At 69.2% G+C, this 12,400-nt stretch carries 13 protein-coding genes; 5 read left to right on the plus strand and 8 right to left on the minus strand.

The window, feature by feature from the left end; genetic code table 11:
* Positions 1 to 15 precede the first annotated feature (15 nt).
* Both LTV02_RS09400 and LTV02_RS09405 read left to right on the plus strand, forming a co-directional pair.
* On the plus strand, positions 16 to 699 hold the full coding sequence (locus LTV02_RS09400; RefSeq protein ID WP_233039607.1) for an SDR family oxidoreductase: 684 nt from the start codon (positions 16 to 18) through the stop codon (positions 697 to 699).
* A gap of 224 nt (positions 700 to 923) precedes the next feature.
* Complete coding sequence (locus tag LTV02_RS09405) at positions 924 to 2,102, plus strand: MFS transporter (protein WP_233039608.1); 1,179 nt, start codon at positions 924 to 926, stop codon at positions 2,100 to 2,102.
* Here LTV02_RS09405 and LTV02_RS09410 read toward each other — a convergent pair.
* Complete coding sequence (locus LTV02_RS09410; protein WP_233039609.1) at positions 2,062 to 3,108, minus strand: saccharopine dehydrogenase family protein; 1,047 nt, start codon at positions 3,106 to 3,108, stop codon at positions 2,062 to 2,064. The two genes, LTV02_RS09405 and LTV02_RS09410, sit on opposite strands and share 41 nt — an antisense overlap.
* Positions 3,109 to 3,255: 147 nt before the next feature.
* On the opposite strand from LTV02_RS09410, the gene LTV02_RS09415 reads away from it, so the two are divergent.
* Complete coding sequence (locus LTV02_RS09415) at positions 3,256 to 4,140, plus strand: AraC family transcriptional regulator (protein ID WP_233039610.1); 885 nt, start codon at positions 3,256 to 3,258, stop codon at positions 4,138 to 4,140.
* 23 nt (positions 4,141 to 4,163) lie between these two features.
* On the opposite strand, the gene LTV02_RS09420 is transcribed toward LTV02_RS09415, so the two are convergent.
* The gene (locus LTV02_RS09420; protein WP_233039611.1) at positions 4,164 to 5,753 is read right to left on the minus strand and encodes a DUF4139 domain-containing protein; all 1,590 of its coding nucleotides are present in this window, start codon (positions 5,751 to 5,753) and stop codon (positions 4,164 to 4,166) included.
* Positions 5,754 to 5,828: 75 nt separating this feature from the next.
* Here LTV02_RS09420 and LTV02_RS09425 point away from each other — a divergent pair, with 75 nt between their 5' ends.
* A complete protein-coding gene (locus tag LTV02_RS09425; RefSeq protein WP_233039612.1) occupies positions 5,829 to 6,680 on the plus strand; it encodes an LLM class F420-dependent oxidoreductase in 852 nt (283 codons plus the stop codon).
* Positions 6,681 to 6,725: 45 nt separating this feature from the next.
* Entirely contained in the window at positions 6,726 to 7,754 is a 1,029-nt protein-coding gene (locus LTV02_RS09430; RefSeq protein ID WP_233039613.1) for a hypothetical protein, read from the plus strand.
* Between the two features lie 24 nt (positions 7,755 to 7,778).
* Here LTV02_RS09430 and LTV02_RS09435 read toward each other — a convergent pair whose 3' ends face one another.
* From LTV02_RS09435 to LTV02_RS09460, 6 genes are all read right to left on the minus strand, one after another.
* A complete protein-coding gene (locus LTV02_RS09435; RefSeq protein WP_233039614.1) occupies positions 7,779 to 8,195 on the minus strand; it encodes a VOC family protein in 417 nt (138 codons plus the stop codon).
* A gap of 110 nt (positions 8,196 to 8,305) precedes the next feature.
* Positions 8,306 to 9,361 carry a DNA polymerase domain-containing protein gene (locus tag LTV02_RS09440; protein ID WP_233039615.1) on the minus strand — a complete coding sequence of 352 codons (1,056 nt, stop codon included), beginning with the start codon at positions 9,359 to 9,361 and terminating at the stop codon, positions 8,306 to 8,308.
* Between the two features lie 8 nt (positions 9,362 to 9,369).
* The gene (locus LTV02_RS09445) at positions 9,370 to 10,473 is read right to left on the minus strand and encodes an ATP-dependent DNA ligase (RefSeq protein WP_233039616.1); all 1,104 of its coding nucleotides are present in this window, start codon (positions 10,471 to 10,473) and stop codon (positions 9,370 to 9,372) included.
* 52 nt (positions 10,474 to 10,525) lie between these two features.
* Positions 10,526 to 10,918, minus strand: a complete 393-nt coding sequence (locus LTV02_RS09450; RefSeq protein WP_067708273.1) for a cold-shock protein — start codon at positions 10,916 to 10,918, stop codon at positions 10,526 to 10,528.
* A gap of 40 nt (positions 10,919 to 10,958) precedes the next feature.
* Positions 10,959 to 12,059 (minus strand): SPFH domain-containing protein, encoded by a 1,101-nt coding sequence (locus tag LTV02_RS09455; protein WP_067708275.1) that lies wholly within the window; start codon positions 12,057 to 12,059, stop codon positions 10,959 to 10,961.
* Positions 12,060 to 12,102: 43 nt separating this feature from the next.
* Positions 12,103 to 12,321, minus strand: a complete 219-nt coding sequence (locus LTV02_RS09460) for a hypothetical protein (protein WP_233039617.1) — start codon at positions 12,319 to 12,321, stop codon at positions 12,103 to 12,105.
* Between the last annotated feature and the right edge of the window lie 79 nt (positions 12,322 to 12,400).

The raw sequence follows: 12,400 nt of genomic DNA on the forward strand, positions 1-12,400 counted from the left end.
GGGAAGGTGGCCTTGGTGATCGGTGGCAGTAGCGAACTGGGTGCCGCGTGCGCGGAATCGCTCGCGGCGCGCGGCGCGGTCACCGTGTTCACCTACTCCCGCGGCGAGCACGCCGCCGCCCGCACCCTGGGCCGGCTCGACCGGTACGCGGTGCCGGTGGAAGCCATCCGCTCCGATGCCACCCGCTCCGATGATGTGGCCCGGCTGTTCTCGGGCGTGGCAACCCGGCACGGAGGCGTCGACATCGTCGTGCACACCGTGGGCCTGCGGCGGTCGAAGTCGCTGGCGGATTCCACCGACGCGGATTTCGACCGGCTGATCGACAGCAATACCCGCAGCGTGTACCACACCCTGCGGGCCGCCGCCCGCCAGCTGGCAGACCACGGCCGGTACGTGGTGATCGGCAGTGCGCTCGCGCCTGCCGGGCGCGGACTGTACGCGGCGGCCAAGGCGGCCGTCGAAATGCTGGTGGTCGCCGGTGCACACGAACTCGCGGCGCGCGACATCACCGTCAACGCGGTCGCGCCGGGTCCGATAGGCGATGACGCGGCCGGTGATCCAGTGCCGCCGTCCCCGCGTGGGCGGCTCGGCCAGCCCGAGGACGTGGCCCGGGTCGTGGACTGGCTGACTTCGGCCGGCGCGGACTGGGTTTCGGGCCAAATCATCCGCGCCGACGGCTGCACCCGCCAGATCCACTGAACCGGCAGGCACACCGCACCGACTCGCCACAGACGCGATTCCCGACGCCATCCGCCGCGCAGCCCGACAGCGCCGACCGACCGACAACAGCCGCCGCTGACTCGCTGCGCCCCGGACGGGCCTGCTTCCTGCAACCTCCCTCCCATTCCGCATCCCTATCGTCAGGAGCCTCAGACATGACTTCGGTCACCGAATCATCGACTGCCCCAGAAGAATCCGACCGCGTGTCCTGGCATCGCTGGCTGGGCGTGGGCGCGGTCGCCGTCGGCACCTTCGCCATGGTCACCTCCGAACAGCTGCCGGTCGGCCTGCTCACCTCCGTCAGCGGTGAACTCGGCGTCTCCGAAGGCACCGCCGGCCTCATGGTGACCGCGCCCGGCCTCATCGCCTCCGCCACCGCGCCCCTGCTGCCGGTCGCCATCGGTCGCCTGGATCGCCGCCTGGTACTGCTGGGCCTGATCACCCTCATGATCGCCGCGAACGTGCTGTCGGCCACCGCACCGAGTTTCGCGGTCCTGCTCGCCTCCCGCGTCCTGATCGGCATCGCCATCGGCGGCTTCTGGGCGCTGGCCGCGGGCATCGCGGTCCGGATGGTGCCCGACCGCTACGTCCCGCAGGCCACCGCCATCGCCTTCGGCGGCGCGACCGCCGCCAACGTCCTGGGCGTCCCCGCCGGCACCCTCATCGGCGAACTCACCGACTGGCGGGTGGCGTTCGCCCTGCTCGGCGGCCTCGGACTGCTGGTGGTGGCCGCGCTGCTGCTGCTCCTGCCGCCGCTGCCGGCCGGTGCGCCCGTCCACTTGCGCACCCTGGCACAGCAATTGCGCAACCCGATCGTGCGCACCGGCGTGCTCATGACCTTCCTGCTGGTCAGCGGACATTTCGCGGCCTTCACCTTCATCAGCCCGCTGCTGGTCGAGCACGCCGGCATCGACAAGGCGATGGTCGGGCCCGCCCTGCTCGCCTTCGGAATCGCCGGTATCGTCGGCAATTTCGTGACCGGCGTGGCCACCGGCCGCAATATCCACGCCACCCTGGTCGCCATCAGCGTCACCCTCGCCACCGTCCTGGTGCTGGTCGCGGTGCTGGGCGGCACCCCGATCACCGCGATCGCGCTGCTGGTGGTGTGGGGGCTGGCGTTCGGCGGCATCCCGGTCGGCGTGCAGACCTGGATCCTGCGCGCCGCACCGCAATCCACCGAGGCCGCCACCGCGTTGAACACCGCCATGTTCAACCTCGCCATCGCCCTGGGGGCGTTGTTCGGTGGAATCGTCACCGATTCGGTCGCCTTGACCGCGGTGCTGTGGTTCGGGGCCGCGCTCAGTGTGCTGGCCTCGGTGGCGGTGTGGCTCACCCCGTCGGTCACTCCCGTGCCGCAGGAAGCTGCTCTACCTTCCAACTGACCTGCGCGCCGGTCAGGAAATCCAGGAAGTCGGCCGGGTCGAAAGCCTGTGCCGGACTCAGGGTTCCGGCCGGTGCGCCCTCGGCGGCCAGCCGGCGGGCGGCCTCGGTCGCGATGACCGCGGTCAGCCCGTACCCGTCGGGACCGGTGACCCAGCCGCGCGCATACCGGCCACCGGCGCTGCGCGCGTGCGCGAGCATCAGCCATTCACCGGTGGCGCGTTCGGCCTCGCTCAGCACCGCCGGCACCGAATCGACCACGTCGGCGGTCAAACCGGTGAACAGCGCAGCGGCCTCGGCACGGATCGCACTGCGCACCCGGCGAGCGGCAACATGCCGGGGAATGGTGGCGATCCCCGGCAGCGGAAACACGCTCACCGGCACCGGATCCGGCTCACCCGGCACCCGCAGCGGAGCCGGAGCGAACTCGCTCACCGGCCGCCAATCCCCATCGATGAACTCGACCGGTTCGGTCGACACGATCGCCGCCATCGACCGCGCGGTACCCCGGGACGCGGCAGCCGGGCGACGCATATCGGCGATCAGCAACTCCTGCACCGGTTCCCCGAGCTGGGCGGCGGTGAGCGCGGCGATCAGATCCCCGGGACCACCGTCATCGGCCATCCCCGGCACCACGCTCACCCCCGCCCGCCGCGCCGCCGCGTCCCAACCGGTCAGGATCTCGTGCAGATAGCCCTGCTCACCGGTGGTGTCCACATAGTGCACACCGGCGGCGATCGCGGCCCGCACCACCGGCTCACCCCACAGCGTGAACGGCCCCGCCGCATTCACCACCGCCTCGGCCCCGGCGAAAGCCGCCGTGAGCGCGCCGGAATCAGCCAGTTCGGCGACCCGGATCTCCGCATCGGGCACCCCGGCGCCGAGGGCGGCCGCACGCAAACGGGTTTCGTCGCGGCCGACCAGGATCGGGGTGATCCCGCGCCGCCCGAGTTCGGCGACCACCAGACCACCGGTGAATCCGGTCGCACCGTGCACGGCAATTCTCATGACAGACAACTCCCTCGGTCGAAACGCTGAGCCGGAATCGGCCCGCCATCCACGCTAGGAATCTGCCCTCGGACGATCCATGCTCGTTGCTCCGGAATCGATGTCCGATCGTCCGGGCATCGGCGATCCGCCGGTACGGTGACAGGGGTGGACGTTCTCAGTGATGCCGTGGCCGCCATGCGCATCGGCATCCCGCACTCCAACCGCACCGAGAACCACGGCCCCTGGCTGCAACGCTTCCCGGCCGCCGACGGCGCCGGATTCCATGTGGTGCTGCAAGGTTCGTGCTGGCTCACCCCCGCCCACGGCCCACCCATCCGCCTGCAAGTCGGCGACGTGGCCTTCCTCCCGCGCGAACACGGGCACGCCATCGGCAGCCGCCCCGACCGCGACCACACCGAAACACCCCTCGCCGCAACCGAAACCACCGTGCTGCTGTGCGGCGCCTACCGTCTGGACCAGGCGCGCGCCCACCCGCTGCTCACCGAACTGCCCGACATCATCCATATCCCCGCCCGCGTCGGCCGCCACCCTGCCCTGCGCGGCGCGATCGACCTGCTCGGCTACGAAATCGACAGCGGTGAGGAATCCGGGGCCGTCGCACCCCTGCTGGAAATACTGCTGCTTTATTTGCTGCGCGCCTGGTTCGACGCCCACCCCGTCGATTCGGGATGGGCTGCCGCACTACACGATCCGGCACTGAGTGCGGTCTTGCGCGCCGTGCACCGCGACCCGGGCCGCGCCTGGACGGTGCAATCGCTCGCCGCCCAGGCCGGGATGTCCCGATCGGTGTTCGCGCAACGCTTCACCGCCACCCTGCGCGTCGCCCCGCAAACCTATCTGACCTGGTGGCGCATGACCCTGGCCGCCCGCATGCTGCGCGATACGGACGCGCTCTTGCGCACCATCGCCGAAAAACACGGGTACACCTCCGAATACGCGTTCGCCAAAGCCTTCAAACGCGAATTCGGCGTCTCACCCGGCCGCTACCGCTCCACCGCCCGCGACGACACCATCGCCGACGCGGGCTGAACCTCACACCACCGGCGCGGCGACTACTCCCGCCAGCCCGCCAATTCCACACCCTTGGCCGTATCCACCCGGAACCCCACCGTGATCTCCGCCGCGGCATTCGGTTCCAAAGCCAGCTCCCAGGTCAGCTCACCGAGTTCGGTGCGCTCCTTGGGATCCGGCCGGCAGATGACATCCTTCACCGCGATCCCGTCGTCACGTGACACCGGGATCTGATCCAAGACAGTGACTTTCGTGGCACGCGGTGAATGATTGGCCACCTTGATCCGATACTGCGCCTCGCGCCGCTTACTGCTGCCGATCATCGCCTTGCCCGCGGTACGGCGCACCAGCTCCCGCTCCACCCGGATCCGGTCGTCCACCCCGAGATTCAACTCCACCTCCTCACCCGGCGCCCAGACCTCGAGGCTCGTGGTGCCGACGAACTCGTCCTCGTGGAACACCGACGCCTTGCCCGGCCGCAACGCATGCTCGGAGGTATTGGTGGCGGTCGCGCGCAGGAACGCCTCCGTGCTCGCCACCGGAGCCGTCACATGATCCAGCGCCGCACCCAGATCGATCACCGTCACCGTGGTGCGATGCGCGGACCCGTCGGCCGGGACCGCGACCGTACGCGCGGGCCGATAGGTGGTGGCCGCGACCCCGTGCTCGACCGCGGCCTGCGGCGGGGGAGCGAACGCGGCCGCCTTCGACCTGCGCATCATCATCGGCGCGGCGGCTGCGGCCGGCATCATCGCGTCCACCTGCTCCATCGCCCCGCCGTACCCACCGGCGGCCACCGGCACCGGCGGCAACGGGGGCGGGCGCCGATCCAGATACCACGGCGAGAGCTCCGGCAATTGCGCCGAGATCGCCGGACGCGCGGTCGAGAGCGCCAATTCGCACTCCGGCCAATCCTCCCCGGTGTTCTGGGTGATCTCGGCATGCCAGGTCAATGTCAGCTGCTCACCGCGCAACCGGATGTCGTAGCTCGAACTCCAGCGCGCATCGTCGATCACATACGACAGCTCGACCTCGAGCGGCCCGGCGGCCCGCACCTCCAGATCGACCACCACCACCTGCCGGTCCGGGACGCTCTGGCGGCGCACCGCCGCCAATTCCCGCTCCACCGCATGCAATTCCTGCTCGCACGCCCGGCGCTGATCGGCCAGCTCCCGCTTACCGGCGAGCGCGTCCGACAGCTGCCGGGCCAGCGCGTCATTGACCGACGCGATCCGCTGCGGCTCGATCTTGCTGTGTGACAGGGCTTTCGCCAGCGTCTGCCCGGACTTGCGGCCGATCTCGGTCAGCAACTCGATGCGCCCGTCCGCGACGGTGTCGGCATCGGCCACCTCCGCCAGCCCGAGGCGGGCCTGCGCGGCCCGCTTCTCCAGCTCGTGCACCACCGCGTCCGGGGACTGCGCATGCCGGGCGGTGGTCACATCCACCCCCACCACGCTCGCCGCGCCGCGCCCGTTGACCCGCACCGAATCCCGCAGCAGACCCAGCGGTAGCCCGCCGAGCTCCACCCGCCGCGCCCCGGCCTCGAGTTCCACGGTGGTCCGGCGCGTGATTCTGGCCTGACCGGGATAGACGGTCACGGCGACGATCGGTGCTTGCACGGTGTCGGTCACCCGCGCGACGCTACCCGCCCGCCCCCACCGGCCGCACCGGGAATTGCCTGAGAGTCCGGCGTGTTGGCGACACGTATGACCGCAGACGATCTTGGTAAATACGGTGTCTGGCAACCCCACTCGACGGTGACGCCCGCCGCGGCCCGCGAAATCGAAGAACTCGGCTACGGCGCGCTGTGGCTGGGCGGCTCCCCGGCCGCTGACTGGGACGGCTACGACGCGCTGCTCGAAGCCACCGACACGCTCACCGTCGCCACCAGCATCGTCAACATCTGGTCTTCCACGGCCAAGGACGCCGCGGAAACCTACCACCGGCTCGAGGCCCGATTCCCGGGCCGGTTCCTGCTCGGGGTCGGCGCGGGCCATCGCGAGAACGACGGCGACTACACCAAACCCTATGACGCCTTGGTCGCCTACCTCGACGACCTCGACGCCGCCGGGGTCCCGCGACACGGGCGCGCACTGGCCGCGCTCGGGCCGCGCGTGGCGAAACTGGCCCGCGACCGCACCGCCGCCGCCCTGCCGTATCTGACCGTGCCCGAGCACACCGCCGCGCTGCGCGCCCAGCTCGGCCCCGACGCCCGCATCATCCCCGAACACAAGGTCGTCCTCGACGCCGACCCGGACCGCGCCCGCACCACCGGCGCCCCCGTCTTCGGCTTCTACCTGGGCCTGTCCAACTACACCGGCAATCTGCGCCGCTTCGGATTCGACGACGCCGACCTCACCGCCCCCGGCAGCGACCGGCTCTACGACGCCGTCATCGCCCACGGTGACGCTGACGCCGTCACCGCGAAGGTCACCGCGCACCTGGACGCGGGCGCCGACCACATCGCCGTGCAGATCCTCGGCGCCGCCGACCCCCTCCCGGCCCTGCGCGCCCTCGCACCGCTGCTGGCCCAGCGCACCGCAACACCCCGCCGGTAACCGATTCCCGGCGTGGCGCCGCCCGCCATCACCTACATTCGACAGGTGGGCGGCGTCCAGGGCTCCGGATCATCGTTCGATTCCCAAGGCACAGCGGGGGATTCGCCGCCGCCGGGGCGACCGGTCTCGGCCGGACTGCTGTGCCTGGCCGCGCTGCTGCTGCTCGCCGCCTCGCTCATGCCGTTCCTGACCTGGAAATACGCCGGAATGCGCACCGGCAGACGGGTCGAGCTGCAAATCCAGCGCGACGCCTGGCGCTACCGCTACGGCGGGGTCACCGCCGACCGGGCCGAATACCACACCGCCGCACAATATCTCTGGATTCCGCTGCTGCTGTGCGGATGTGCCGCCACCGCCGTCGCTGCCCTGCTGTACCTGCGCACCCGCCGGCGCGGACCGCAACCGCGCTCGGGCGCCGGATACCTCGCCGCGGGAACGACATTCGGAGTCGCGGTCGCGACGTTCGCCGCCGTCCTGCCGCCCAGCAACCGGCAACAGGACGGCGACTACACCTTCTCCTCCGGACTGTGGGCACTGGTCCTGGCCGCCATCGTCGCCGCGGCCGTCGTGCTCAAAGCCGTTGCGGCACCGGCGGACTCGTTCCCGTCTGCCACCCGCCGCGCCGACACCCGCACCGGCATCGCTCTGGTGCTGACCGCCGTCGCGGCCGTCCCGGGCGCACTGCTGGACCTCCTGCGCGACGAGGCGGGCGGATACTCCTTCTCCGCCTGGCGGATCGGCATCGACGGGGTGACCCTGTGGCGCTGGGACTTTCTGCCCCTCCTGGCCGGCGCGCTTCTCGCCCTGCTCACCGGCCTCGCACTCTGCGCCGGCCGAGCCGCGCGCGCACCGGCCATCCGGGGCGTCGCGGCCGTCGCCGCCGGCACAACTTTCGCCATGACGCTCACCGCGCTCACCGTCGCCGCGTCCTACCGCCTCGACGGCGCGGACGTGTTCTTCGACTTCGGTCCCTTCCACGGCGGCGACTATGCGGCCGGCTGCCGACTACTCGCCTGCGGAGCCCTCGCAGCAGCCGCCGCGATGGTCAGCGCCGCACTGAGTTTCCGGCGCTGACAGCTCAGCGCAGGCGTGACTCGCTCACGCGTGGGCGACGAGCTCCAACGCGATATTGTCCGGATCCCGGAACTCCAGAATCGCCATCACCCCCAGATCCTTGATCGGCTCGTGCGCGATCCCCAGCTCGTCGAGCAGCGCCGCCGCTGCCTCGAGCGCCGCCCGATCCGGCACCGTGAACGCCAGATGATCCAGCCCGCACCGATCTTCATGGAACCCGTCCTCGGCGACCGGCCGCAAACCTACCAACTGCGTGTCGCTCACCCGGTAGAGCACCCCACCGAAGAGGAACCACAGCGCCTGCCGGGTCGCCTCGTCCGCGTTCTCGGGGCACTCCACATAGATCGGCCAGCCGAACACGGCCTCGTAGAACTTACGCGAGGCCTCGATATCGGAAACCGTCAGCCGCACATGGTCGATGGAGCTAGTTGCGATAGGCATGAGCCGATGCTGCCACGCGCAGGCCATTATGGAAAGAACTTGTTTCGTAATAGGGGAATTCGATGCGGCCGCCGGCCCTGGTGACCGCATCGGCTGCGCCGCAACGACTCCTACTCCTCGCCGTCCTTCTTACGGGCCTTGCTCGGCTGTACGCGCGGCGGCTCGTTGGGCATCTTCGGGTAGACCGGCGGCCACGGGGCATCCATGAGCCCGGCGGCCATGTCCTTGTCCGACATCTCCAGCAGCGGGGCGATCGATTGCGGGGTGCGGTCGGCCCACGGGTCACCGAATTCGGCGACGCGGGCGGGCACGGTGGCGATGGTCAGCTCCTCCGGGACGATATCGGCCAGATCGTCCCAGGCGATCGGCGTGGAGACCTGCGCACCCACCTTCGGGCGCACGCACCACGCCCCGAAAACCGTTTTGTGCGGGGCGTTCTGGTTGAAATCGACGAACACCCGGGAGCCTCGCTCCTCTTTCCACCACGCCGCGGTGATGGTGTCGGGATGGCGGCGTTCGAGCTCCCGGGCCAGGGCCACCGCGGCCGCCCGCACCTGATAGCCGTCCCATTCCGGCTGCAACAGCGCGTACAGGTGCAGACCGCGCGAGCCGGAAGTCTTCACGCGCACATCGATGCCCAGCTCCTGGCACAACTCGCGCACCCGGAACGCGGCCGCGCGCAGATCCTCGAACGAGATGCCGGGGGAGGGGTCGAGATCGATGCGCAGCTCGTCGGTCACCCCGGTCGGCGGCAGCACCGCCCCCGCCGCGTCGTACACCGGCGGCGCGGTGCTGACCTTGTCGGCGTCGGCGTGCGTGGGCCAGACGTGAAAACCCAAGCAGCCCAGGTTGACCGCCCACAGGATGTGCGCCATATCGGCGGCCACCAGGGCGTCGCTGACCGTGCCGTTGGGGGTGGAGACCTCGGTGGTCCGCAACCAGTCCGGCACCGACTTGGGCACCCGCTTCTGGAACCACGATTTACCGCTCGCCCCATCGGGATAGCGTTCCAGCAGCAGCGGGCGATCACGCACCGTGCGCATCAACGGCTCACCCACGGCCAGGTAGTAGTCGACCAGATCGCGTTTGGTCTCACCACGTTTGGTGAAATAGATCTTGTCCGGATTGGAGATGGTGACGGTGCGCCCGTCCACCTCCACACTCATCGATTCGGTCACCGCCCGGCCGCTTTCGCGCTCTTGGCCTCGGCGAAGATATCGGCCAGCTCGGCCGGCGCCACCTCGTCGAGCTGGGCATAGGTACACGACTGCGGGGTGCGGTCGGTGCGGAAGCGCACCAGCCGCCCGCCGTGACGCAACCGGCCCGCCATCACATGCTCGTAGCGCACCTCGGCGACCAGTTCCGGCCGCAGCGGCTCCCACGACAGGTCCTTGCCGCCGGTCCAGCGCGACACCCCGCCGGGCATCTTGCCGTCGGCCTTGGCCTGGGCGGCCGCATCGGCCCAGCTCTTCCACGGATGATCGTCGAGGGCGTGCTCGCGCAACGGTTTCAATTCGTCCACCAACTCTTGACGGCGTTTGGCGGTGAAACTGCTCGCCACCCCGACGTGATGCAGGTTACCGTCGTCGTCGAAGAGCCCCAGCAGCAGCGAACCCACGCCCTGGCCGTCCTTGTGCCAGCGGAATCCGGCCACCACGCAGTCGGCCGTGCGCTCATGCTTGATCTTGAGCATCACCCGTTTGTCCTGCAGATACGGCAGATCCGCGGCCTTGGCCATCACCCCGTCGAAGCCCGCGCCCTCGAACCGGGTGAACCAGTCCTGCGCCACATCCGGATCGGTGGTGATCGGGGTGATGTGCGCCCGCGAGTCGTCCTCGGTGTCCAGGACGGTTTCCAGCAGTTTGCGGCGCTCGGTGAACGGCTGCTCGGTCAGATCCGCATCACCGAGCGCGAGCAGGTCGAAACCGACGAAGCTGGCCGGAGTTTCCGCGGCCAGCTTCTTCACCCGTGACGCCGCCGGATGCAGGCGCTGCTGCAGTGTGTCGAAATCCAGGCCGTTCGCGGTGACCACCACGATCTCACCGTCGATCACGCACTTGTCGGGGAGCACCTGACCCAGCAGTTCCACCAGTTCGGGGAAATACCGGGTCAGGGGCCGATCATTGCGGGATCCGAGCTCGATCTCGTCCCCGTCGCGGAAGACGATGCAGCGGAAGCCGTCCCATTTGGGTTCGAACAGCAACCCGGGATCGCGGGGCAGCTCCGAGACCGATTTCGCCAGCATCGGTTTGACCGGCGGCATGACGGGCAGCTCCACTCCGACCTCCTCGGTTCGAGTCCTTACCCGAGACGATCGTAATCCGAACCGGTCAGTTTTCGATCCACCCGTGCTGATCCGCGAACGCCGTCAACCGATCCCGAATGGTCAGGATCTCCCCGGCCGTGAGCGCCGGCGAGGCGTCCAGCAGCAGTTCGGTGATCAGCCGCTTGTGCTCGGTCGCGCTGAGCTGACCGCCCGCACCGCGCTCCTTCTTGTGCCGGACCGGCGGCGCGGCCTGCCCGGCGACCAGCGCCAGGTTGACCGCCTTGGGCCCCCGATCGCCCTCGGTCACATCGAATTCGAACACCCGCCCCTGCCGCAGTTCGTCCTCGTCCAACCCGATGTCGTTGACATGGACGAACACGTCCGGCCCACCGTCTTCCGGACGGATGAAACCGAAACCCCGAGAACTATCGAACGACACCAATTTCCCGATGGACACCTAAACACCCGCTCCTCGTCGCGTCCCTCTCGCGGTCACTCTAGTCCGCAACATGATCATTGTTGGAGGAAAGTGCCTTTTGCAACGAATTGAACACCGTCAGGCCCTGTCCCACCATGCCGTTCACCAGCTCGCTCACCCCGTCCGGGCCGTTGAGCACCGTCAGATTCGCATTCGACAACCCCGCCGAGGCCTGCTTCACGATCTCCGGCAACTGCTCGATCAGCAACTGGTCCAACGCGATCCGGTTGTTGCTGGCCGCCGCCTCGGCCTGGATCCGGGTGCGATCGGCCTCGGCCTCGGCCAGAATGCGCACCCGCTCGGCCTCGGCCAGCGCCGGCTTCACCACCTCGGCCTGCAACTGCTGCTCACGCAACTCCGCCTCCTTGCGGGCCTGCTCGGCGCGCGCGGTCAGCACCTCCTGCAACGCGGTGGCCTGCGCCAGCGGACCCGCCTGCGCCGCTTCGGCATTGGCCTTGTCGATATCGCGCTGATACTGCGCCCGCAGGATCGCCGTCTCGCGCTGATACTCCGCCTGCTTGCGCTGCGACTCCTGCTCGGCCTGGGCGGCCACCTGCGCCGCGGCGGCCTGAGCGACCTGCGCGTCACGCTGCACGGCGGCATTGTGCGGTGCGGCCAGCGCGGCGATGTAGCCCAGATTGCCGTCGTCGATGGACTGGATCTGGAACGAATCGACCGTCAGCCCGATCGAACCCATCTCGATCTTGGAGGCGATCAGCACCTCGTCGGCCAGCTTCTGACGTTCGCGGATGATCTCCTCCACCGTCATCGAGCCCACGATCGAGCGCAGATGACCGGAGAAGATGCGCCCGGTCAGCACGCTCATCTCCCGCTCCTGCTCGGACAGGAACCGTTGTGCCGCATTGACGATCGACTGCGTGTCGTTGGCGACCTTGAACGCGATCACCGCCCGCACATCCAGCTGGATGGCCTGCTTGGTGACGCAGCGTTCCCCGATCTCGGACTCGAACATCGCCAGCGACAGATAGCTCACCTTGCGGAAGAACGGCATCACCCAGGTGCCCCGCCCGATCACCACCCGGAACGGCGCGTTGTCCTTGGTGGTGCCGCCGGAGACGAGCATCGCCTCGTCCGGATCGGGCACGTGATAACCCAGCACTGCAACTCCCCTCGATTCATCGGGAGAAACCCTCTCCCGCTTGTCAATCGCCGGGCAGGGGAATCCACGCAACAACATCGACGACACGCCCCGGATGCACGCCCACCACCAGCACCGGGCTGCCCGCGGGCAGTGCCTCCTCGGATTGCGCGATATAGAGCTCGGTTCCCCCGCGGATGGCGACCAATACCTCCCCGAGCGTTCCCGCGCCGCGGATCGGCGAGGTGAGCGTACCCGTCAAACCCACTACCGGGTCGATCATCGCGTGAACTCCTGCTGCAGGTGGAAGTCCCAGCGTACGAGCAGGATCGGTGGGAGGGTGAGCGGGTTCGCGCGGCCGT

Origin of the sequence: Nocardia yamanashiensis (genome assembly GCF_021183565.1) — a bacterium.
Classification (GTDB): Bacteria; Actinomycetota; Actinomycetes; order Mycobacteriales; family Mycobacteriaceae; genus Nocardia; species Nocardia yamanashiensis.

Bases quoted from the DNA above. Each gene is read 5' to 3' on its own strand.
- LTV02_RS09425 (WP_233039612.1), top strand. From the start codon at position 5,829: ATGACCGCAGACGATCTTGGTAAATACGGTGTCTGGCAACCCCACTCG.
- LTV02_RS09440 (WP_233039615.1), bottom strand. From the start codon at position 9,361: ATGAGTGTGGAGGTGGACGGGCGCACCGTCACCATCTCCAATCCGGAC.
- LTV02_RS09410 (WP_233039609.1), bottom strand. From the start codon at position 3,108: ATGAGAATTGCCGTGCACGGTGCGACCGGATTCACCGGTGGTCTGGTG.
- LTV02_RS09435 (WP_233039614.1), bottom strand. From the start codon at position 8,195: ATGCCTATCGCAACTAGCTCCATCGACCATGTGCGGCTGACGGTTTCC.
- LTV02_RS09460 (WP_233039617.1), bottom strand. From the start codon at position 12,321: ATGATCGACCCGGTAGTGGGTTTGACGGGTACGCTCACCTCGCCGATC.